The 22301-nt window shown below is 73.4% G+C and carries 21 protein-coding genes; 13 read left to right on the forward strand and 8 right to left on the reverse strand.

Going from position 1 to position 22301, the window contains the following annotated elements; genetic code table 11:
• Nucleotides 1-58: 58 nt before the first annotated feature.
• Nucleotides 59-799: an MgtC/SapB family protein gene (locus tag IE217_RS18110; RefSeq protein WP_190178931.1), complete on the reverse strand. Its 741-nt coding sequence runs from the start codon at nt 797-799 to the stop codon at nt 59-61.
• A gap of 148 nt (nt 800-947) precedes the next feature.
• On the opposite strand from IE217_RS18110, the gene IE217_RS18115 reads away from it, so the two are divergent.
• The 3 genes from IE217_RS18115 to IE217_RS18125 are packed head-to-tail and all read left to right on the forward strand — an operon-like array spanning nt 948 to nt 3171.
• Nucleotides 948-1505, forward strand: coding sequence for a TIGR03668 family PPOX class F420-dependent oxidoreductase (locus IE217_RS18115; RefSeq protein ID WP_308432743.1), 558 nt, complete (start codon nt 948-950; stop codon nt 1503-1505).
• 30 nt (nt 1506-1535) lie between these two features.
• Nucleotides 1536-1961 (forward strand): CBS domain-containing protein, encoded by a 426-nt coding sequence (locus IE217_RS18120; protein ID WP_190178933.1) that lies wholly within the window; start codon nt 1536-1538, stop codon nt 1959-1961.
• Between the two features lie 43 nt (nt 1962-2004).
• On the forward strand, nt 2005-3171 hold the full coding sequence (locus tag IE217_RS18125) for a winged helix DNA-binding domain-containing protein (RefSeq protein WP_190178934.1): 1167 nt from the start codon (nt 2005-2007) through the stop codon (nt 3169-3171).
• A gap of 85 nt (nt 3172-3256) precedes the next feature.
• Here the strand turns inward: IE217_RS18125 and IE217_RS18130 are convergent, their stop codons facing one another.
• Nucleotides 3257-4048 (reverse strand): S1 family peptidase, encoded by a 792-nt coding sequence (locus IE217_RS18130; protein WP_190178935.1) that lies wholly within the window; start codon nt 4046-4048, stop codon nt 3257-3259.
• Between the two features lie 287 nt (nt 4049-4335).
• Nucleotides 4336-7116, reverse strand: a complete 2781-nt coding sequence (locus IE217_RS18135; protein ID WP_190178936.1) for a helix-turn-helix transcriptional regulator — start codon at nt 7114-7116, stop codon at nt 4336-4338.
• 274 nt (nt 7117-7390) lie between these two features.
• On the opposite strand from IE217_RS18135, the gene IE217_RS18140 reads away from it, so the two are divergent.
• Entirely contained in the window at nt 7391-7750 is a 360-nt protein-coding gene (locus tag IE217_RS18140; protein ID WP_308432744.1) for a putative zinc-binding protein, read from the forward strand.
• Nucleotides 7751-7789: 39 nt separating this feature from the next.
• On the opposite strand, the gene IE217_RS18145 is transcribed toward IE217_RS18140, so the two are convergent.
• On the reverse strand, nt 7790-8026 hold the full coding sequence (locus tag IE217_RS18145; protein WP_190178938.1) for a hypothetical protein: 237 nt from the start codon (nt 8024-8026) through the stop codon (nt 7790-7792).
• A 119-nt stretch (nt 8027-8145) separates the two neighbouring features.
• Complete coding sequence (locus tag IE217_RS18150) at nt 8146-9075, reverse strand: response regulator transcription factor (RefSeq protein ID WP_190178939.1); 930 nt, start codon at nt 9073-9075, stop codon at nt 8146-8148.
• Between the two features lie 124 nt (nt 9076-9199).
• Here IE217_RS18150 and IE217_RS18155 point away from each other — a divergent pair, with 124 nt between their 5' ends.
• The 3 genes from IE217_RS18155 (at nt 9200) to gcl (ending at nt 14767) form a co-directional block, all read left to right on the forward strand.
• Nucleotides 9200-10873 (forward strand): AMP-binding protein, encoded by a 1674-nt coding sequence (locus tag IE217_RS18155; RefSeq protein WP_190178940.1) that lies wholly within the window; start codon nt 9200-9202, stop codon nt 10871-10873.
• A complete protein-coding gene (locus tag IE217_RS18160; RefSeq protein WP_190178941.1) occupies nt 10870-12480 on the forward strand; it encodes an AMP-binding protein in 1611 nt (536 codons plus the stop codon). The genes IE217_RS18155 and IE217_RS18160 overlap by 4 nt, the downstream gene beginning before the upstream one ends.
• A gap of 502 nt (nt 12481-12982) precedes the next feature.
• Nucleotides 12983-14767, forward strand: a complete 1785-nt coding sequence (gcl, locus tag IE217_RS18165; RefSeq protein WP_190178942.1) for a glyoxylate carboligase — start codon at nt 12983-12985, stop codon at nt 14765-14767.
• Between the two features lie 130 nt (nt 14768-14897).
• Here the strand turns inward: gcl and IE217_RS18170 are convergent, their stop codons facing one another.
• The 3 genes from IE217_RS18170 to IE217_RS18180 form a co-directional block, all read right to left on the reverse strand.
• Nucleotides 14898-15134 (reverse strand): hypothetical protein, encoded by a 237-nt coding sequence (locus tag IE217_RS18170; RefSeq protein WP_190178943.1) that lies wholly within the window; start codon nt 15132-15134, stop codon nt 14898-14900.
• A gap of 970 nt (nt 15135-16104) precedes the next feature.
• On the reverse strand, nt 16105-16998 hold the full coding sequence (locus IE217_RS18175; RefSeq protein ID WP_190178944.1) for a 2-hydroxy-3-oxopropionate reductase: 894 nt from the start codon (nt 16996-16998) through the stop codon (nt 16105-16107).
• 56 nt (nt 16999-17054) lie between these two features.
• Entirely contained in the window at nt 17055-17885 is an 831-nt protein-coding gene (locus IE217_RS18180; protein WP_190178945.1) for a TIM barrel protein, read from the reverse strand.
• A 164-nt stretch (nt 17886-18049) separates the two neighbouring features.
• Here IE217_RS18180 and IE217_RS18185 point away from each other — a divergent pair, with 164 nt between their 5' ends.
• The 6 genes from IE217_RS18185 to IE217_RS18210 all read left to right on the forward strand — a co-directional run bounded on the left by IE217_RS18185 (nt 18050) and on the right by IE217_RS18210 (nt 22131).
• Entirely contained in the window at nt 18050-18346 is a 297-nt protein-coding gene (locus IE217_RS18185; RefSeq protein WP_190178946.1) for a YkoF family thiamine-binding protein, read from the forward strand.
• Nucleotides 18343-18705 (forward strand): helix-turn-helix domain-containing protein, encoded by a 363-nt coding sequence (locus IE217_RS18190; protein WP_190178947.1) that lies wholly within the window; start codon nt 18343-18345, stop codon nt 18703-18705. The genes IE217_RS18185 and IE217_RS18190 overlap by 4 nt, the downstream gene beginning before the upstream one ends.
• A gap of 171 nt (nt 18706-18876) precedes the next feature.
• Nucleotides 18877-19389, forward strand: coding sequence for a 2-oxo-4-hydroxy-4-carboxy-5-ureidoimidazoline decarboxylase (gene uraD, locus IE217_RS18195; protein ID WP_190178948.1), 513 nt, complete (start codon nt 18877-18879; stop codon nt 19387-19389).
• Between the two features lie 3 nt (nt 19390-19392).
• Nucleotides 19393-19797: a hydroxyisourate hydrolase gene (gene uraH / locus IE217_RS18200; protein WP_190178949.1), complete on the forward strand. Its 405-nt coding sequence runs from the start codon at nt 19393-19395 to the stop codon at nt 19795-19797.
• Nucleotides 19798-19804: 7 nt separating this feature from the next.
• Entirely contained in the window at nt 19805-20734 is a 930-nt protein-coding gene (gene pucL / locus IE217_RS18205) for a factor-independent urate hydroxylase (RefSeq protein WP_190178950.1), read from the forward strand.
• A gap of 20 nt (nt 20735-20754) precedes the next feature.
• Entirely contained in the window at nt 20755-22131 is a 1377-nt protein-coding gene (locus IE217_RS18210; RefSeq protein ID WP_190178951.1) for an 8-oxoguanine deaminase, read from the forward strand.
• Nucleotides 22132-22301: the final 170 nt, after the last annotated feature.

Below are 22301 nucleotides of genomic sequence, written 5' to 3' on the forward strand. Positions count from 1 at the left end.
CCGGGTGCCCGGCGGGCTCCACACCAATCACGGCCGGCCCGCCCGACCGCCCGCCCCTTCACTCGTCCTGGTCGTCGCCGTCCCCCAGGCTCAGATCGACGTCGAGCACGCCCTCGCCGTGGAACAGCTCGGAGGCCAGCCGACCGGCGTCCGCCGTGCCCTCCAGCCGGAGCAGCACGCGGGCGGCAAAGTCCGTGCGGCCGGGCAGCCGGTCGGCCCTGACCTGCACGATGCGAAAGCCCCGCTGGGTGCACGTCTCCATCAGCCGGGGCAGCAGCGCCCGGCCGGTCAGATACGTCAGCCGCAGCTCGACGGTGGCGGGCATCGGGCCGGGGGAGAGCCGGCCGGGCAGCCGCGGGTAGCCGCGCACGACCAGGAAGTGCAGCGCGGTGGCCGCCAGCGCAAGGATCGGCAGGCCGCCCCCGCAGGCCATGCCGACCGCGCAGGTCAGCCAGATGGTGGCGGCCGTCGTCAGCCCGCGCACGGCGTCCCGCCGTACGAAGATCAGCCCGCCGCCGATGAAGCCGATCCCGGAGACGATCTGCGCGGCCACCCGCGAGGGGTCGAAGGAGACGTTCTCCAGCCCCAGGACACTGGTGAACCCGTGCTGGGACACCTCCATCATCAGCGCGCTCGCGACGCCGACCAGGGTGTGGGTGCGCATCCCCGCGCTCTTCTGCTGCGCGGCCCGCTCCCAGCCGATCAGGCTCGACAGCAGCAGCGCGAGCCCCAGCTCGGCGAGCTGGCGCCCGCCCTGCCCGTTGCCCACGTCCCACAGCCCGGCCGCAAGCCACGGCATAGGTCGCCTCCCGTCGCCGGCGCGTCCGCCCCGCCGCCCCATTGTGTGCCCGTACGTGCTCGTCCGTCGCCGGAAAGGGGTACCCGACATGGGAGGAAGACGTGCCGGAAGGCGGGGGACGCGAAGAGGGGGCACGCCCGTGCCAAGGATGGACGCCGGCGAGGCGCGCCGGCGGTTCACGGCCGCCCGGGTGGCGCGGCTGGCCACGGTGGACGACGCCGGCCTGCCGCGCCTGGTCCCGGTGGTCTTCGCCGCCCACGGTCGCGACGGGATCGTCACGGCGGTCGACCGCAAGCCGAAGAGCACCTCACGCCTGGCCCGCCTGCACGACATCGAGGTCACCCCGGCGGTGTGCCTGCTGGCCGACGTCTACGACGAGGACTGGGACCGGCTGTGGTGGGCCCGCGCGGACGGCGGCGCGCGGATCCTGCACGCCGATGCCACCGACCCCGAGACGCGCCGGGAGTGCGGACTGGCGCTCGCCCTTCTGCGTGAGAAGTACGCCCAGTACCGGCGCACCCCGCCCGAGGGCCCGGTGATCGCCGTCACCGTCCACCGCTGGACCGGCTGGCGGGCAGCCGACGCACCATCCGCGGACGCGCCGGACACACCGTACGCGCTCCCCGCGGACCCGCCGCCCGCCGGTCCCGCCGGCCCGCCGCCGTTTGGGACCGCCGGTTCTGGCTACGCGGCGGGCAGCCGCTGACCACCGAGGATCCGATCCGGGAGGTGCCCCATGACCCGGCGAGTGCGCGACGTGATGTCACCCGGCGCGGTGGCCGTAGAGCCGATGACCACACTGGAGCGGGCGGCGTACGTGATGCGCGAGCAGAACGTCGGCGACGTCCTGGTGGCCTACGACTGCGACCTCTTCGGCGTCCTCACCGACCGCGACATCGTGATCCGTGCCGTGGCCGAGGGCCGCGACCCGCACGAGGCGACCGTCGGCTCGGTCTGCACCCGGCCCCCGGTGGTCACCCTGGCCCCCGAGGACACCACCGACCACGCGGTCGAGCTGATGCGCCGGTACGCCGTGCGCCGGCTCCCGGTCGTCGAGCACGGCGGCTGCCCCGTGGGCATGGTGAGCCTCGGCGACCTCGCCGCCACCGAGGACCCGCACTCCGCCCTCGCGGACATCAGCAACGCCGACCCCAACCGCTGATCGAGGACAACACCTGTCCGCATACGGCGCTACGGTGCCGGGCATGACGAGGAAGACCACCTCCGCCGCTCCTCCCGTGCTCGGGCCGCGCGCGCTGAACCGGGCCACTCTCGCGCGCCAGCTGCTCCTGCGCCGTTCGACGATGGGCGCCCGGGACGCCGTGGGGCATCTGCTCGGGCTCCAGGCCCAGAACGTCGAGCCGCCGTACTACGCCCTCGCCGCCCGCCTCGACGGCTTCGCGCCCGAGGAGCTCTCGCGGCTGATGGCCGAGCGCGAGGTGGTCCGGATCGTCACCCTGCGCTCGACCATCCACACCCACACCGCCGAGGACTGCCGGACCCTGCGCCCGCTCGTGCAGCCCGCCCGCGACCGCGAACTCGGCCAGTTCCGCCGGGGGCTGACGGGCGTGGACCTCGACCTGCTTGTCGTTCTCGTCCGGGAACTGGTGGAGGCCGAGCCGCGCACCATGGCGCAGTTGCGCGAGGCGCTCACCGCGCGGTGGCCGGACGCCGATCCGCAGGCCCTCGCCCTGGCCGCGCGCTGCCGGCTGCCGCTGGTCCAGGTCACCCCGCGCGGGCTGTGGGGCAGAAGCGGCCAGGTCGCCCTCACGACCGCCGGCCACTGGCTCGGCGACTCCTCACCCGCCGCACCCGAGGCACCCGCACCCGAGGCGCCCGCGCCCGAGGCACCCGCGCCCGAGGCGCCCACTGCCGACGCGACCGTGCTCCGCTACCTCGCCGCCTTCGGTCCCGCCTCCGTGAAGGACATGCAGACCTGGGCCGGGCTCACCCGCCTGCGCGAGGCCTTCGAACGCCTGCGCCCACGCCTCGTCACCTTCGACGACGAGAACGGCACCGAGCTGTTCGACCTCCCCGAAGCCCCCCGCCCCGACCCGGACACCCCGGCCCCGCCCCGCTTCCTGCCCGAGTACGACAACCTGCTCCTCTCCCACGCCGACCGGAGCCGGGTGGTACCGCCGGAGTTCCGGGGCCGCGGCAGGCGGGGCAACCAGGCCTTCCGCACGCTCCTCGTCGACGGGTTCCTCGCGGGCGTGTGGAAGCCGGACGCCGGCGTGGTCGTCGTGGAGCCGTTCGGGGAGCTGACCGCCGCCCAGCGGGACGAGGTGGTGGAGGAAGGGCTGCGCACGATGTCCGTGCTGCACCCGGGAGAGCCGTACGAGGTCCGCTTCGGGACGGTCGTGCCCCGCTGACACGGCGGCGCGGGCATGGAGAGGGGGCGCTGCGGGCCGCTCGTGGTGGCTCGCAACGCCCCCTGGCTTCACCGGGGCAGGGCTCTCAGGTGCCGACCTGCGCGCTGACCAGGCCGGAGAAGGTGGTCAGCCGGGTGTAGACACCCGGATAACCCGCTTCCGCACAGCCGTTGCCCCAGGAAGTGATCCCTGCCAGGACGCCCCCGATGAACAGGGGACCGCCGCTGTCGCCCTGGCAGGTGTCTACGCCGCCGGAGGAGTATCCGGCGCAAACCATGTCGCTCGCGACGAAGTCGGAGCCGTACGAGTCGCGGCAGCTGGAGTCGGACATGACCGGCACGGTCGCGGTCCGCAGCTGGTTGGAGGAGCCGCCGCTCTCGGAGGTGGTGCCCCAGCCGAGGACGCGGGCGGTGGCGCCGGCCGTGTAGACGCCCGTGTCGGAGGCCGAGACGTACTTCGCCGCCGTGTACGGCATGGAGGTGGACAGGGTCAGCACGGCCACGTCGTCGCCGCTGGTGGCGTCCGTGTAGCCGGGGTCCACCCAGATCCGGCTGACCTTGCTGACCGTGCCGTCGGTGCCGTTGAGGTAGGTGCGGCCGCCGACCACGCGGACGCTGTCCGTGCTCTCGTCGACCACGCAGTGCGCGGCGGTGACGACCTTCCGGGCCGCGACCAGAGTGCCCCCGCAGAACTGGTTGCCGGACGCGTCGGTGATCTGCATGACGAACGGGTAGGCGGCCGTGGTCGTCGTGGTGCCGCCGACGACGGGCTGCGGCACGGCGGCCGCGCAGGGAGCGGTGAACAGCGCGAGGGCGGCGGTGGCGGCGCCTGCCGCGAGCGCGGCGGCGGCCCGTCTGGCTCGGGTGAGGCGGAACAATGCGTCTCCTCGAGGGCTGGCCGGTGGGGGGTCGCGCGGGCGGGGGCGGAAGCACGGGAGTCCATGGGAGTTCTGCACAGAACCCCGTGTGCCCGGGCGAGCGGCACGCCCCATACGCTAGGACCGGGCCCACCCTCCTCCAATGAGGGAACCCCCTAGGGGAGTCGGACAGGGAAAACCCTCGGTCCGGCCCGGCGGTCCCGGCCGGCGTTTCCCGGCCGTCCGGCGGCGCGCCACCCGGTGGCCGCCCTCACTGGATCCACGCGGTCAGTCAACCCGCGCCGGGCTCAGCGCGCGCGCCGGCCCGCCGCCAAACGGACGATGTCCACACGCGAACGGATGCCCAGCTTGCGGTAGACCCGGGTGAGCGTCGCCTCCACCGTCTTCACGCTGACGAACAGCCGCCCGGCGATCTCCCGGTTGGTCGCGCCCTCCATGACCAGCGCGGCCACCTGACGCTCCATCGTGGCGAGCCCGTCCAGCGCCCCGGGCGCGATCCCCGACTCCGCCGGACGGGCGACGGCCGCCGCGTCCACCAGGCGCAGCCACGGCAGTGCGCGGCAGCGCCGGAACAGCCGGGCCGCCTCGTCGTACGACGTCGGGCCCTGACGCCGGGTGGTGCGCAGCCGGGCCAGCGCGAACGCGGCCCGCGCCTCCTCGAGGCCGTGTCCGAGCCTGGCCAGCCGGTCCTGTGCCGACGTCAGCCGGACGGCGGCGGACTCCTCGTCGCCGCGCGCCGCCCGCACCAGCGCCTCGGAGCGGTCCAGGACGGCCAGCACGCTCTCCCGGCCGAGCCGCATCGCGTGCCCCCGCGCCACGTCGATGACCTGCTGCGCCTCGGCCGGCTCCCCGACGAGCACCAGCGCCTCCGCCAGGTCGCCGTGCCAGCGGCCGCGCGCCGGGTCGGTGATGCCGAGCCCCTGTTCCAGCTCCCGCACCCGGCGCAGCGCCTCCACGGCGGCGGGCGCGTCCCCGGCGACGAAGTGGGCGTATCCCAGGGCGGCCAGGGCGCGCGAGAGGTACATCTGGTCGCCGTCCTCCTCGGCGTGCTCCACCGCCTCCCGGGCCAGCGCCAGCGCCCGGCCGGTGTCGCCGCCGGATGCCTCGGCGAAGCAGGCCAGCATCGCGGAGGCGCCCTCGCCGATGCCGGTGTCCCGGGCCAGCCGCAGGCTCTCGCGGGCCAGGTCCAGGGCGCGGCCGCAGTGCCCGGCGTGCAGTTCGGTCTCGGCGAGCAGCCGCAGGTAGTGCACCTCGCTCTCGACCATGCCGCGCCGCCGCACCTCGCGCAGCAGCCCGGTGATGGTGGCCCGGGCCTCGGTCAACTGGTCGCTCATCAGCAGCCAGCGGAAGCGGGCCGAGCCGACGCCGTTGTGGTGGCAGGCCACGTAGGGGTCCTGAGGCTCCTTCAGCGCGCGCTTGATGGTGACGGGCGCGTCCGGATGGCCCATCAGGGTCTCGGTGGAGGACTGGAAGGCGAGCGCCATCAGCTCGGTGCGCCGGTCCCGGCCGCGCGCGGCGAGTTCGGCGGCGTGCGCGGCCTCCGCGCGGGCCTCGGCGAAGTCGCCCTCCACCACCATGGCGCGCCAGGCCAGCTGGTAGTGGACCAGGGCGAGCAGCCGCGGGTCGTCCCCGGCGTCGGCCAGCGCCTGCGGGAAGACCGCGTCGACGTCCCCGAGTGCCTGGCCGGCCGCCTCGACGACGACCATCCACGCCCGCACCCGGTCGGCGGGCATGGTGGCCCGGGTCAGCACCTCGCGGGCGATGTCCCGGGCGAGGTCCACCTCGCCGGCCGTGATGGCGTCCTCGGCGGCCTCCAGGCGCCGGTCGTCCGGGGCCGGCTCGCCGTCGGCGGGGGTGTGCCGGGCGGCGAGCAGGGACAGCGAGGCCGCCACCGACGGCGCCCCCCGGTCCCGGGCCAGCTCGGCCGCCTCGGCCAGCCGGGCGGCCACCCCCGGGTCGGTGCCGGTGCTGGCCAGCGCCAGGTGGCGGGCCCGCTCGATGGGGTCGGAGGCCGCCGTGGACAGCGCGGAGTGGGCGGCCCGGCGTTCCTGCGCGGGCGCCTCCGCGTACAGCGCGGCCGAGATGAGCGGGTGCGCGAACCGTACGGCCGGGCCCTCGGGCTCGGTGGCCAGCAGCCCGAGTTCGGCGGCCTGGGCGCACTCGGCCTCGGCGTTCTCCCGGCCCGCCGCGTGCAGCAGCGCCGGGGTGGGGCGGGCGCCGGCGCTGGCCACGAGCAGGGTGCGGCGGGCCTCGTCGGACAGCATCTCCAGTCGGCTGAGCACCAGCGCGCGCAGCGAGGTGGGTACCGGCAGCGGCTCGCCCGGTCGGGGCGGGGTGGGGTTCTCGGCCAGGGCGCGGCCGAGTTCCAGGGCGAAGAGCGGGTTGCCGCCGCTGGTGCGGTGGATGTCGCGGACGGTGGAGCGGGGCAGGCCGGTGTAGCCGCGGTGGTCGAGCAGGGCGGAGACCTGGGTGCGCGAGAGCGGTCCGATCCGCACGGCGAGGGTGTCGGGCGGGCAGGCGCGCAGATGGCGGTCCCAGTCCTCGTCCTCGGTGCGCACCGCGCACAGCATCTGCACGGGCGTCTCGCCCAGCCGGCGGGCGGCGAAGCCGAGCAGTTCGGCGCTGGCCGAATCCAGCCACTGGAGGTCGTCGGCGACGACCAGGACCGGGCCCTTGGCGGCGAGCGCGCGCAGCGCGGACAGCACCGCCAGGCGCAGGGCGAGGCCGTCGCGCTGGAGGCTGGACTCGCCGCGTCCGGTGAGCGCCGACTCCAGGGCGGTGCGCTGGGCGGCGGGCAGGCCGGCCGACACCTCGTCCAGGACCAGGCCGAACAGGTCGGCCAGGGCGAGGAAGGGCAGGTGGGACTCGGACTCCGTGGCGGTGCAGCGCAGCACGGTCCGGACGGTGCCGGACAGCTCCGCGGCCAGGGTGCGCAGCACGGTCGACTTGCCGATTCCGGCGGGACCCTGGACGACCAGGCTGCCTCCGCGCGAGAGTTGTGCGCGCGCCCCCGCGAGCAGCTCCTCCCGGCCGATCAGGACGTCGGTGCGGGGTATGCCCGGCTCCATGAAGTCTCCTCCCACGGACCGCCGCTCCCCTCTTATGTCGCGTCCAGGCCAATCTTAGGCAGCGGACCATTGCCTTGAGGGGGGTCAGGGCGGTGAGGGAGATAACAAGGTGACCGAAGAGCAACAGCTCACAGGGCCCGAACGGACCTTTCCGGACCCCGGTCGGCCCAGGATCGCGCCGTCCGCCCGTCCTAGGCTCGCCCTGTTCCTGCCGCGTCGAGCGCTGCGTTGAGTGAGGCCCGCCTTGGTGACCCGTCGCCGTGATCTGCCCCTTGTGTACTCCTGCTCCGGCTGTTCGAGCGCGGCGCAGATGACGAACTGGATCGCCGTCCAGCTCGACCGGCGCGGCATCGCCGAGATGTCGTGCATCGCCGGCGTCGGCGGGGACGTGCCGAGCCTGGTGCGCAAGGCGCGCGGCGACCGGCCCGTCATCGCCGTCGACGGCTGCGTGCTCCAGTGCGCCCGCAGCTGCCTGGCCCGGCACGGCGTCACGCCGGCCGTGCACCACCTGCTCAGCGACGACGGGGTGCGCAAGCGGCTGGGCGAGGACTTCGACCCGGAGCAGGCCGAGCGCGTACTGCAGGGCCTGATCGAGCGGATCACGCAGGAGACAGGTACCGCGGCGCGGACGTGACCGGCACCGCCCTGACCTGGACCGGGACCTCTGCCGGGTTCAGCCCGCGTCGGTTCGGCGCAGGGTCGCCACGCACAGGTGCGGGGTGACGAACGGCTCCAGGCCCTCCGCGGCCAGCGGGGCGCGCAGGGTCTCCACGGTGCCCCGCATCAGGCCCAGATGGATGGCGCAGACGATGTCCGGGCGGCGCTGGGCCACCTCGCGGAACGGGCAGTGGTGCAGGTGCAGCCGCCGCTCGGCGCCGGTCGCGGGCTCCTGCCCGGACTCCCCGCGCACGGCTCCAGGCTCCGGCCCCGACCGCGGCTCCGGCCCCGACTCCGATTCAGTCTCCTGTCGCCGCAAAAAGGCCCCGGAGGGATCCCGGGGGTGCTCTTGTCCGAAGGCGCCGTCGAGGTCTACGGCAGCAGTCCCGCCCGCCGGGCGGACACCACCGCCTCGCCCCTGGTGTGGGCGGCGAGCTTGCGCATGGCCGAGCGCAGATAGCCCTTCACCGTCTCCGCCCGTACGCCCAGCCGTGCGGCCACCGCCGCGTTGGTCGCGCCCGCCGCCACGTACGCCAGCACGTCCAGCTCCCGGGGCGACAGCCCGGCCGCCCGCGCGCACCCGTCCGCCCCGGCCTCACCCGCCACGCCCCGGCCTGCCTCCCTGGCCTCCCCGGCTTCCCACAGGAGGTCCGCCGGCGCGGCCCCCGCGAGCCGCCGGCACACCCCCAGCACCTCGGCCCGCAGTGCCGGGTCCGCGACACGCGGGGCCAGCGAGCGCAGCTCCCGGTGCGCCTCGCGCACCTCCTCCCAGGCCGCTCCGGACCACTCGGCGCCGGGTCCCGCCGCCTCGGCGGCCGGCAGCGGCCGGGCCGCCGCCAGGAGGTCACGCGCCGCCTCCCGCACCACCAGCGCCTGCTCCACGTCCCGCGCCGCGGCCACCGCCGCGCTCAGCGTGCGGTCGCCCAGCGGCTGGGCCGTGCGCAGCGCCCCGTACAGCACCCCGCGCACCCGGCGCCGTACCACCACCGGCACCGCCAGCACCGAGCGCAGCCCCTCCGCGGCGACCGGCACGTCGTACTCGTGGCTGATCTGCCGGGACAGCGAGTAGTCGGTCACCGCGCACGGCCTGGCCAGCGCCACCGCCTTGCCGCCGAGCCCGTTGCCCGAGGTCACCGCGAGCGCGCGGAGCGCGAGCGTCGACGTGCCGGTCAGCTCGCTGATCCGCACCCGGGGCCGGCCCGGCTCGACCAGCCCGCCGAAGGCGACCGGCAGGCCCGTCGCGCGCCGCAGCCGCACCAGTGCGGCCCGAATCTCCACCGTCCCGGACGCGTTCGCCGTCACCCGCTCGCTCCTTCTTCACGGACCCGTGCTCACCACACCCCCGTTCGGGGGTAGTGAGACCCGCATCACGGATTACACGATGTGACAGAGCCGCCCGGCAATGGTCCGGCACCGAGGAGGACAGATGACGACGGCGACGGAGGAGTTCCGCGGGGCGCGGGACTTCCTGCTGGAACACCGCGAGGACTACGCCACCGCCTACGAGGGCTTCGAGTGGCCCCGCCCCGGGCACTTCAACTGGGCGCTGGACTGGTTCGACGCCGTCGCCGAGGGCAACGACCGCGCCGCCCTGCACATCGTCGAGGAGGACGGCACCGAGACCCGGCTCTCCTTCGCCGAGATGGCCGAGCGCTCCAACCGAATCGCCAACTGGCTGCGCGACCGCGGCGTCGCCGCCGAGGACCGCGTCCTCGTCATGCTCGGCAACCAGGCCGAGCTGTGGGAGACCGCGCTCGCCGCGATGAAGCTGCGCGCGGTCGTCATCCCGGCCACCCCGCTGCTCGGCCCGGCCGACCTGCGCGACCGCGTCGAGCGCGGCCGGGTCAAACACGTGATCGTGCGCGCCGAGGACACCGCAAAGTTCGCCGACGTTCCCGGCGCCTACACCCGTATCTCGGTCGGCGGGCTGCCCGAGGAGGGCTGGGAGCCCTACGAGGACGGCTACACCGCCCCCGCCGAGTTCCTGCCCGACGGCCCCACCCTCGCCGACGACCCGCTGATGCTCTACTTCACCTCGGGCACCACCGCCCGCCCCAAGCTGGTCGAGCACACCCACGCCTCGTACCCGATCGGGCACCTGGCCACCATGTACTGGATCGGCCTGAAACCCGGCGACGTGCACCTGAACATCTCCTCGCCCGGCTGGGCCAAGCACGCCTGGTCCAACCTGTTCGCGCCGTGGAACGCCGAGGCGACCGTCTTCATCCACAACTACACCCGCTTCGACGCGGCCCGGCTGATGGCCGAGATGGACCGCGCGGGCGTCACCACCTTCTGCGCCCCGCCCACCGTGTGGCGCATGCTCATCCAGGCCGACCTCACCCAGCTGCGCACCCCGCCCCGCGAGGCCGTGGCCGCGGGCGAGCCGCTGAACCCCGAGGTCATCGAGCAGGTCCGGCGGGCCTGGGGGGTGACCATCCGGGACGGCTTCGGGCAGACCGAGACGGCCGTGCAGGTCTCCAACAGCCCCGGCCAGCCGCTGAAGACCGGCTCCATGGGACGGCCCAGCCCCGGCTACCGCGTGGAACTCCTCGACCCGGTCTCCGGCGCGCCCGGCGCGAGCGAGGGCGAGATCGCCCTCGACCTCTCCGCACGCCCGGTCGGCCTGATGACCGGCTACCACGGCGACGCCGACCGCACCGCGGAGGCGATGGCGGGCGGCTACTACCGCACGGGCGACGTCGCATCACGCGACGAAGACGGATATCTGACCTATATCGGCCGGAGCGACGACGTCTTCAAGGCCTCCGACTACAAGATCAGCCCGTTCGAGCTGGAGAGCGCCCTGCTGGAGCACGAGGCGGTGGCCGAGGCGGCCGTCGTGCCCGCGCCGGACGAACTGCGCCTGGCGGTGCCGAAGGCGTACGTGGTCCTCGCCGCCGGCTACGAGCCCGGACCCGACACCGCGAAGGTGCTCTTCGAGCACTCCCGCAAGGTCCTCGCCCCCTACAAGCGCATCCGCCGGCTGGAGTTCGGCGAGCTGCCCAAGACCGTCTCCGGCAAGATCCGCCGGATCGAGCTGCGCGAGGCCACGGCCGAGGGCTCGCAGGCCGAGTACCGCGAGGAGGACTTCCGGTGACCACGCAGCCGTCGTACGCCCACGGAACCAGCACCACCCCCCTGCTCGGCGACACCATCGGCGAGAACCTCGACCGGGCCGTCGCCGCCTTCCCCGAGCGCGAGGCGCTCGTCGACGTGCCCTCCGGACGCCGCTGGACCTACGCCGAGTTCGGCGCCGCCGTCGACGAGGTGGCGCGCGGCCTGCTCGCCAAGGGCGTGGTCAAGGGCGACCGGGTCGGGATCTGGGCGATCAACTGCCCCGAGTGGGTGCTCGTCCAGTACGCCACCGCCCGCATCGGCGCCATCATGGTCAACATCAACCCGGCCTACCGCGCCCACGAGTTGGAGTACGTGCTCCGGCAGGCCGGCATCTCGGTGCTCATCGCCTCCCTGGCGCACAAGGGCAGCGACTACCGCGCCCTGGTCGACGAAGTCCGCGGCCGCTGCCCCGACTTGCGCGAGACCGTCTACATCGGCGACCCGACCTGGGACGCGCTGACCGCGGCCGCCGAGCGGGTCCCGGCCGAGCGGCTCGCCGCCGCGCAGGCGGAGCTGAGCTGCGACGACCCGGTCAACATCCAGTACACCTCGGGCACCACCGGCTTCCCCAAGGGCGCCACCCTCTCCCACCACAACATCCTCAACAACGGCTACTGGGTGGGCCAGACGGTCGGCTACACCGAACAGGACCGGGTGTGCCTGCCCGTGCCGTTCTACCACTGCTTCGGCATGGTCATGGGCAACCTGGGCGTCACCTCGCACGGCGCCTGCATCGTCATCCCGGCGCCCTCCTTCGAGCCGAAGGCCACCCTGGACGCCGTCCAGCAGGAGCGCTGCACCTCCCTGTACGGCGTGCCGACGATGTTCATCGCCGAGCTGAACCTCCCCGGCTTCGCCGAGTACGACCTCACCTCCCTGCGCACCGGCATCATGGCGGGCTCGCCCTGCCCGGTGGAGGTGATGAAACGGGTCGTCGGCGAGATGCACATGGAGGAGGTCTCCATCGGCTACGGCATGACCGAGACCTCCCCGGTCTCCCTCCAGACCCGCATGGACGACGACCTCGAACACCGCACCGGCACGGTCGGCCGTGTGCTGCCGCACATCGAGGTGAAGATCGTCGACCCGGCCACCGGCGTGACCCAGCCGCGCGGCACGGCGGGCGAGTTGTGCACCCGCGGCTACAGCGTGATGCTCGGCTACTGGAACGAGCCCGAGAAGACCGCCGAGGCCGTCGACCCCGGCCGCTGGATGCACACCGGCGACCTCGCGGTGATGCGCGAGGACGGATACGTCGAGATCGTCGGCCGCATCAAGGACATGATCATCCGGGGCGGCGAGAACGTCTACCCGCGCGAGGTCGAGGAGTTCCTCTACGGCCACCCGAAGATTCGCGACGTCCAGGTCGTCGGCGTCCCGCACGAGAGGTACGGCGAGGAGGTGCTGGCCTGCGTCATCCCGCTGGACCCGGCCGACCCGCTGACCCTGGAGGAGCTGCGGGCCTTCTGCGAGGACCGGCTGGCGCACTACAAGATCCCCAGCCGGCTGCGGATACTCGACTCCTTCCCGATGACGGTGTCGGGCAAGGTGCGCAAGGTCGAACTGCGGGAGAAGTACGGGCTGTAGGGGGCTCGCGGCCGAGCTGCCGTCAAGCGGGGGGCGGGGGGCTGGGGCCCGCCTCCGTCGGCGGGCGCGGTCCACGCGTTTCCGCCGCCGCCGTGGCGCGGCGGCCCGTACATCGCCGGGCGGCCGTCCCGCTGGTCTCCGCCATGGCCCCTCCGGGACGTCGTATCGGACGTCTTATCGCATCGGACGTCTTATCGAGCTCGCGGTCGAGGCAGCCTCCCGCGGTGTTCCCGCCCGCCTCCGCCGTTCGGCACTTCGGACACTGCCGGGCGCCGCCGGGCGCCGCCAGGCACCTTCTTGCCCTCTCTTGACGCTCCCGAGGCCCCCCTCTACATTGCTTCCAGATAGTAGAAGTTGGTTTCCGTAATGCGGAAAGCATGGGTGACCGCGTGGATCCCGTGCACGACAACTGGAGAGCTACGGAAGAGCTCCCGCAGGGCGCGACGGGCGTGCGAATCCGGCAGCCGAAGACAGCTGAAGTCAGCCGAAGCAGGAGTACTCCATGGCTCGTATGACCGCTGCCCGAGCGGCAGTTGAGATCCTCAAGCGCGAGGGCGTCACCGACGCGTTCGGTGTGCCGGGCGCGGCGATCAACCCCTTCTACGCGGAGCTCAAGGCCTCCGGCGGCATCACCCACACCCTCGCCCGCCATGTCGAGGGCGCCTCGCACATGGCCGAGGGCTACACGCGCGCGCGTGCCGGGAACATCGGCGTCTGCGTCGGCACCTCAGGGCCGGCCGGCACCGACATGATCACCGGCCTGTACTCGGCCATCGGCGACTCGATCCCGATCCTGTGCATCACGGGCCAGGCCCCGACCGCCGTGATCCACAAGGAGGACTTCCAGGCCGTCGACATCGCCTCCATCGCCGCGCCGGTGACCAAGATGGCCGTCACCGTCCTGGAGGCCGCGCAGGTCCCGGGCGTCTTCCAGCAGGCGTTCCACCTGATGCGCTCCGGCCGGCCCGGGCCGGTGCTGATCGACCTGCCGATCGACGTGCAGCAGACCGAGATCGAGTTCGACCCCGAGACGTACGAGCCGCTGCCGGTCTACAAGCCGGCCGCCACCCGCGCCCAGATCGAGAAGGCGCTCGGCATGCTGAACGCGTCCGAGCGCCCGCTGATCGTCGCGGGCGGCGGGGTGATCAACGCGGACGCCGCCGAACTCCTCGCCGAGTTCGCCGAGTTGACCGGCACTCCGGTCGTGCCGACGCTGATGGGCTGGGGCGTCCTGCCCGACGACCACGACCTGAACGCGGGCATGGTCGGGCTGCAGACCTCCCACCGCTACGGCAACGCCACGTTCCTCGAGTCCGACTTCGTCCTCGGCATCGGCAACCGCTGGGCCAACCGCCACACCGGCCGCATCGACGTCTACACCGCCGGCCGCACCTTCGTGCACGTCGACATCGAACCGACCCAGATCGGCCGGATCTTCGCGCCCGACTACGGCATCGCCTCCGACGCGAAGGCGGCGCTCGAGCTGTTCGTCGAGGTGGCCCGGGAGCAGAAGGCGGCCGGCCGGCTGCCCGACCGCTCCGCGTGGGCCGCGGCGGCGCAGGAGAAGCGGGCGCGGCTCCAGCGCCATACGCACTTCGACGACGTGCCGATCAAGCCGCAGCGGGTCTACGAGGAGATGAACAAGGCCTTCGGGCCCGAGACGCGGTACGTCTCCACGATCGGCCTCTCGCAGATCGCCGGTGCGCAGATGCTGCACGTGTACCGGCCGCGGCACTGGATCAACTGCGGCCAGGCGGGCCCGCTGGGCTGGACGGTCCCGGCCGCGCTGGGGGTGGCCAAGGCCGATCCCGGGGCGGAGGTGGTGGCGCTCTCCGGTGACTACGACTTCCAGTTCATGCTGGAGGAACTGGCCGTGGGCGCGCAGCACAAGATCCCGTACGTGCACGTGCTGGTCAACAACTCCTACCTGGGGCTGATCCGCCAGGCGCAGCGGGCGTTCGACATCGACTTCCAGGTCAAGCTGGAGTTCGAGAACGTCAACTCGCCCGAGCTGGGGGTGTACGGCGTCGACCATGTCAAGGTCGCCGAGGGGCTGGGGTGCAAGGCGATCCGGGTGAGGGAGCCGGGGGAACTGGGCGCCGCGTTCGAGCGGGCGAGGAAGCTCGCCGCGGAGTTCCGGGTGCCGGTGGTGGTCGAGGCGATCCTCGAGCGCGTCACCAACATCGCCATGTCGGTCACCAACGACATCGCGAACGTGGTGGAGTTCGAGGACCTGGCGACGGAGGGCGGGCACGCGCCGACGGCCGTCAGGCCTCTGAAGGTCTGACGCCGCGCGCTGCGCGCCGGGCGTCGCGCGCCGGCTGACAGGGGCGGCCCGCCTGCGAGGAGGGCCGCCCCTTTGGCTTTGCGGTGCGGCGGGGGCGGGGGTGCCTCCTACCTCCCGTGGGGACGGGGGCTCATGCGTCCTCGTGTTCCGTCAGGCCCGGCCAGTCCTCGGGGCCGCCGCCCTGCCATTCGATGAGGTCGCTCTCCTCCACCTCGACGCGGTCGAGGTCGGCGAGCCGGAGGATCTCGACCACGTCGTCCAGGTGGGACGCCAGGCCGAGGGTCACGTCCCCCTCGGTCACCCGCCGGGAGCCGTCGAGGGCCGGTGCGTGCACGACGATGTGCGGATGCTGGGTGAGGTTGTCCATACGTTCACCCTCTCGCCGGCGACGCGTGTGCGCACCCCCGCCCACCCACCCGCCCGTCTCGGTAGGCCGAGGGCTGACCGTCCCTGGGGCTCCGCCCCAGCCCCCGGCAGGGGGCTCCGCCCCCTGCACCCCCGTTTCCCACCCACCCACCCGTCGCGGTGGGCTCAGAGGTGACCGCCCACGGGGCTCCGCCCAAGCCCTCGTCCGGGACACCGGCCCGGGTCCGTCTGGCGCTCCGGTCCAGCCCTCGCTCGGGGCCCTGGCCCAGCCCTCGTCCGGCGCTCCGCCGCAGCCCTCGTTGGGACACCGCCCCAGCCCTCGTCCGGCGCTCCGCCGCAGCCCTCGGTCGGGCACTGGCCCGGGCCCCGTCCGGGGCAACGCCCCGGGGCTCGTCTGGGGCACCGCCTCGGCCCTCGTCCGGGGCCCCGCCCCAGCCCCAGTCCTGGGCCACGTCCCCCTCCCCGTTTGGGGCTTCGCCCCCGGACCCCGGTCGGGGGTTGTGCCCCCTGCGCACCGGTTTCCTGGCCGCCCGTTCGTCTCGGTGGGGTCAGAGGGGACCGTCACCGGGGTGCTGCCCCAGGCCCCCCTTGGCCGTGTCCGGCCCCGCGGGGGCGGACACGGCTGCGGCGCCGGTCACGGGATCGTGTGGCCGGCGCCGTCGGGAGTGGGTGGGGCGGGTTGGGACCGCGGTGGGTGCGATGGGGGTCGGGCGTTCTCCCTCTGGGCGGGAGGACGCCGCGTCCCCTTCACCACCGCACTGGCTCGCACACCACCGCGGTCCCAGCCCCTACCGCACGGCCGGCGGCCGGACGGCCGTCCCTCATCCGGGTCGTCGTCCGGGCCCCCGTGCGGGGCGTACGCGTCCGGGGCGCGCAGAAGGCACCCGGAACGCGGCTTGCTGTGATTCCGGGCCGCGGTGCCGCCTGGGCGCGACAGGACAAGTGTCGGCGGCACCACGGCCCGGAAGTCCTTACACGCGGGCGCCGGACAGGCGCTCGACGGCCCGCAGCAGGGCCGAGTGGTCGAGGCCCCCGTCGCCCTGGGCGCGCAGCGACGCGACCAGCTGGGCGACCACCGCGCCGACCGGCAGCGCGGCGCCCACCGCACGGGCGGCGTCGGTGACGATGCCCATGTCCTTGTGGTGCAGGTCGATGCGGAAGCCGGGCTTGAAGTCGCGGTCCAGGAAGTTGTCCTTCTTGCGCGTCAGCACGGTCGAGCCGGCCAGCCCCCCGTTGAGCACGTCCAGCGCGGCCTTCAGGTCCACGCCCGACTTCTCCAGGAACACCACGGCCTCGGCGCACGCCTGGATGTTGACGGCGACGATCAGCTGGTTGGCGGCCTTCACGGTCTGCCCCGACCCGTGCGGGCCGCACAGCACGATGGTCCTGCCGAGGGCCTCGAAAATGGGCCGGGCCTCGTCGAAGTCGGCCTGCTCGCCGCCGACCATGATGGACAGCACCCCCTCGACCGCGCCTGCCTCCCCGCCGGACACCGGGGCGTCCAGTACGCGGATGCCCTTGGCCCGGGCGGCCCCGGCCAGGTCGACCGAGGTCTGCGGGGTGATCGAGGACATGTCGATCAGCAGGGCGCCGGCGCGGGCGTTGCCCAGGATGCCGCCGGGGCCGTAGGCGATGGCCTCCACCTGCGGGGACGCGGGCACCATCGTGATGATCACGTCGGCGTCGCGCACGGCCTCGGCGATGGAGGAGGCGGCCCTGCCTCCGGCGGCGGCCAGCCGGTCCAGCTTCTCCTGCTCCAGCGTGTGCCCGGTGACGTCGTAACCCGCCTTGATCAGGTTCTCGGACATGGGGGAGCCCATGATGCCGAGGCCGATCCAGGCGATCTTCGGGAGGTTGCTGCTCATGATGACGGGAATGCCTTCCTGACTTCTGGCCCGACTTCCGGGCGGGGTCGGACAGTTCAGCGCGCTTCGCGCGGCAGCCACTCGAAGGCCTCGGCGCTGGGGCGGTCGCCCGGCTTGTACTCCAGGCCGACCCAGCCGTCGTAACCGGCCTTCCGCAACTGGTCGAGCAGGTCCTCCAGGGGGAGCGAGCCCGTGCCGGGGGCACCACGGCCGGGGCTGTCGGCGATCTGCACATGGCCCGTGACGGGTGCGTACCGGTCGACGACCGTGGGCAGGTCCTCGCCGTTCATGGCCAGGTGGTACAGGTCCATCAGGAACTTCGCGTTCCCGAGGCCCGTCGCCTCGTTGACCTGCTCGACGATCCCGACGGCGGCCGGGGCCGACACCAGCGGGTAGCGCGGCGACTCCGGCCGGTTCAGCGCCTCGATCAGCAGGGTCGCGCCGATGCGGTCGGCGGCCCGGGCCGCGAGCAGGAGGTTCTCCAGGGCGAGCGCGTCCTGCTCGGCCGGGTCAGCGCCCTCGACGCGGTTGCCGTAGAGGGCGTTGAGGGCGCGGCAGCCGAGCGAGTGTGCGAAGCCGGCGGCCACCTCGACGTTGGCGCGGAACCGCTCCGACTCCTCGCCCGGGACCGACAGCGCGCCCCGGTCGGGGCCGGGCAGCCGGCCGGCGTAGAAGTTCAGGCCGGTGAGCCGTACGCCGGCGTCCTCGATCGCCTTCCTCAGCGCGTCCAGCTCCGGCTGCGCGGGCGTGGGGGTGTCGACCCAGGGCCACCACAGCTCGACCGCGGTGAAGCCCGCCGCCGCGGCGGCCGCGGGGCGCTCCAGGAGCGGGAGTTCGGTGAAGAGGATCGACAGGTTGACGTTGAAGCGCTGGTCTGCGAATCCCATCGGGGCCGCGCTCCCTTCCGTGGTCGCCCTTCCGGCTATTCCGTATAGCGGAAGTTTGTTTCTGCTTAATGGAAGACTGCCGTCGTCCGTCGTGGCTTGTCAAGGGGTGCGTCCGTCCGGACCGGGGCTGCCCCGGGGGCCCTCGCGCGCGTTAGGTTGAGCCCGTGCGATTGAGAGTGGAGTTCACGACCGAGCCCTTCGACCTGGACGAGGCGCCCGCCCACGCGCTGGAGGCCCGCCGGGTCGTCGAGTCGGCGGAACTGGACGCCGTGGACGTCGGGCCGTTCGGCAACACCGTGGAGGGTGGCGCGGACGTGGTCCTCGCCGCCGTGGACGCCCTGCTGCGCAGGACCCTGGACGCCGGCGCCACCCGGATCTCCCTCCAGGTCAACGTGATCGCCGAGGCCCCGGGCGGGACCGCGCAGGGCGGCGCCGCGCCGGGCGGGGAGGGGCAGGGGTGACCGGCGACGAGCCCTTCATCGCGGCCGTCAAACCGCTGGTCGACGCGATCGGCGGCGAGCTGCTGCCGCCGGACGAGGCCGGCCCCGACGACGTTGTGCTGACCTGGGAGGGTGCCGACGCCGTCGCCGTGCGCCTGCCGCAGCTCGCCGACTCCCTCGATCACATCCTGGCCGCGATGGAGCGCCGCAGGGGTGTGCCGCTCGCCGACCTCGACCGCAAGGCCAAGCAGGAGGTCGTACGGACCCTGGAGGCGCGCGGCGCCTTCTCGGTGCGCCACGGAGTGGAAACCGTGGCCGGCGCCCTGGGCGTCAGCCGCTTCACGGTCTACAACTACCTGAACCGCGAAAAGGGAACCTGACCCCTCGCGCCCCCCGGCGCCCGCACCCGCCGCCCCCGCAGGGCCGCCCCGGGGCCCACCCAGCCCCCATAACCCGGAATTTTCAACAAAGTGTTGACGGCCTGTTCCTCAGGGCGTTAGCTATCCGCAGCCCGTTCAGCACGACGGCCGTTCGCGGCCACGGAGGCTGCCGTGACTTCGCATTCCATGCCGCCGGGCCTCGCCCGCCTCAACGACCTCCCGGAACCCGCGGCCCGCGCCGCGCTCCTGGAGGTCTGCGCCGCCACGGCGTGGGCCCGGCACCTGCTCGCCGCACGTCCGTACGCCACCGTCGACGACCTGTGCGCCGCCGGTGACGCCGCCACGGCGGAGCTCGACGCCGCCGGCCTGGAGGAGGCGATGGCGGGGCACCCGCCGATCGGCCGCCCCAGGCCGGGCGACCCGGCCTCCGCCCGGGAGCAGCGCGGCATGGCGGGGGCCTCCCCGGAACTCAGGGAGCGGATGCTCGAACTCAACCTGGCCTACCAGGAGAAGTTCGGCCATGTCTTCCTCATCTGCGCCACCGGCAGGACCGGCGAGCAGATGCGGGACGCGATCGAGGAACGGATCGGCAACTCACCCGAGCGCGAGCGCGAGATCGTCCGCACCGAGCTGGGGAAGATCAACCGCATCCGACTGACCCGACTCGCCGAAGAGGACGCCTGACCCATGAGCACCGCCGCCGACGCCTCCGTACCCTCCGTGTCCACGCACATCCTGGACACCTCCGCCGGCCGGCCCGCCGCCGGAGTCGCCGTCCACGTCTCCGCCCGCCCGGGCCGGGACGCGGACTGGCGGTCGCTCGGCGGCTCGTCGACCGACGCCGACGGGCGGTGCAAGGACCTCCCGGCCCTGCCGGAGGGGACCACCCACGTACGGCTCGACTTCGCCGTGGAGCCCTACTTCACCGACAAGCAAGCCGAGGCGCAGCAGGACGCCCCCGCGAATCGGGACAGCGGCCCGGGCGTGTTCTTCCCGGAGGTGGCGATCACGTTCGCCGTCGCACCGGGCGAGCACTACCACGTGCCGCTGCTGCTCAACCCGTTCGGCTACTCCGTATACCGAGGGAGCTAGCAGACACATGGCAGACAATTCCCGCCCCGCCCACCCCGCCGCTCCCGTGGTCCTGGGACAGAACCAGTACGGCAAGGCCGAGAGCCGCGTCGTCAGGATCACGCGGGACGGCGACACCCACTACATCAAGGACCTGAACGTCTCCGTCGCCCTCTCCGGCGACATGGACGAGGTCCACACGTCCGGCTCCAACGCCAGCGTCCTGCCGACCGACACCACCAAGAACACCGTGTTCGCCTTCGCCAAGGAGCACGGCATCGACTCCGCCGAGCAGTTCGGCATCCACCTCGCACGCCACTTCGTCACCTCCCAGCCGGCGATCCACCGGGCCCGCATACGCGTCGAGGAGTACGCCTGGGAGCGCATCGAGCACGCGGGGCGCGGCGCGCACTCCTTCGTCCGCAAGGGCCAGGAGACCCGGCTGGCCCAGATCACGTACGACGGCTCGTCCTGGGAGGTGGTCTCCGGCCTGAAGGACCTGACGGTGCTGAACTCCACGGACTCCGAGTTCTGGGGCTACGTCAAGGACAAGTACACGACGCTCCCCGAGACGCACGACCGCATCCTGGCCACCGACGTCTGCGCCCGCTGGCGGTTCGGCTGGAGCGACGGCGCCGAGGAGACGCCCGACTGGAACGAGTCCTACGAGCAGGTGAAGAAGCACATGCTCGAGGCCTTCGCCGAGACCTACTCCCTGTCGCTCCAGCAGACGCTGTACCAGATGGGCACGCGGATCATCGAGCACCGGGCCGAGATCGACGAGATCCGCTTCTCCCTCCCGAACAAGCACCACTTCCTCGTGGACCTGCGGCCGTTCGGGATGAAGAACGACAACGAGGTCTACTTCGCCGCCGACCGCCCCTACGGCCTGATCGAGGCCACCGTCCTGCGCGACGGCCGCGAGGCGCGCATCCCGGCGGACCTCACCAACCTGTGACGGAAGCGAGAAGGACGAACATGGCGCCCCAGCGCATCGTCATCGAGAACTGCGCCGTCGCGACCGTCGACGCGCGCGACACCGAGTACGCCTCCGGACACCTGGTCATCGCCGGCGACCGCATCGAGTCCGTCGGCGCGGGCCGGGCCCCCGGTGACCTGGACGGCGTCGTACGCCGGATCGACGCGACCGGCCACCTGCTCACCCCGGGCCTGGTCAACACCCACCACCACTTCTACCAGTGGATCACCCGGGGTCTGGCAACGGACCACAACCTCTTCGACTGGCTGGTCGCGCTGTACCCGACGTGGGCCCGCATCGACGAGGACATGGTCCACGCGGCCGCCCAGGGATCGCTGGCCATGATGGCCCGCGGCGGCGTCACCCTGGCCATGGACCACCACTACGTGTACCCGCGCGGCTGCGGCGACCTGACCGGCGCGATCGTGCGCGCCGCACGTGAGACGGGCGTGCGCTTCACCCTGGCCCGCGGCTCGATGGACCGCGGGGAGTCGGACGGCGGCCTGCCGCCGGACTTCGCCGTCGAGAGCATCGACGGAGCGCTCGCCGCGACCGAGGCGGCGATCGACGAGCACCACGACGACTCCTTCGGCGCCATGACCCAGGTGGCCGTCGCGCCCTGCTCGCCGTTCTCCGTGACCACGGAACTGCTCAGGCAGGGCGCCGAGTTGGCCCGTCGCAAGGGTGTGCGCCTGCACACCCACGGCTCGGAGACGGTCGAGGAGGAGAAGTTCTGCCACGAGCTGTTCGGCATGGGCCCCACCGACTACTTCGAGTCGACGGGCTGGCTCGGCGAGGACGTGTGGATGGCCCACTGCGTCCACATGAACGACTCCGACATCGCCGCCTTCGCCCGCACCGGCACCGGGGTGGCCCACTGCCCCTCGTCCAACGCCCGGCTCGCGGCCGGCATCGCCCGGGTCCCCGACATGCTGGCGGCCGGGATCCCGGTCGGCCTCGGCGTGGACGGCACCGCCTCCAACGAGTCCGGCGAACTCCACACCGAACTGCGCAACGCCCTGCTCGTCAACCGCCTGGGCCCGCACAGGGAAAGGGCCCTGACCGCCCGTCAGGCACTGCGCCTGGGCACCTACGGTGGCGCGCGGGTGCTCGGCCGCGCAGGGCAGACCGGCTCCCTGGAACCGGGGAAGCTGGCCGACCTGGTGCTGTGGAGGCTGGACACCCTCGCCCACGCCTCGATCGCCGACCCGGTGGCCGCGCTGGTCCTCGGCGCCGCCGCCCCGGTCACCGCCTCGTTCGTGGGCGGCCGGCAGATCGTGGCGGACGGCCGGCTGCTGCACGCCGACGAGGACGCCATCGCGCGCTCCACCCGCGAGCAGGCCCAGCGGCTCGCACGCATCGCCGGGCGGGCCTGAACAGGCCCAGCGGCCCGCCCGCACCATCGGGCGGGCCGGGCAGGCCCAGCCGGCTCGCGCGTGCCGGCGCGCGGGCCTGAGCGGCCGAACCCCCAGAACCCCGGCCGGGAGGGACGGCTCCCGGCCGGTGGCCGTGGACCCGAGCGGTCCGCGGCGGGCCGTCTCCGGGG

It is taken from the genome of Streptomyces naganishii JCM 4654 (assembly GCF_014650575.1).
Taxonomy (GTDB): Bacteria; Actinomycetota; Actinomycetes; order Streptomycetales; family Streptomycetaceae; genus Streptomyces; species Streptomyces naganishii.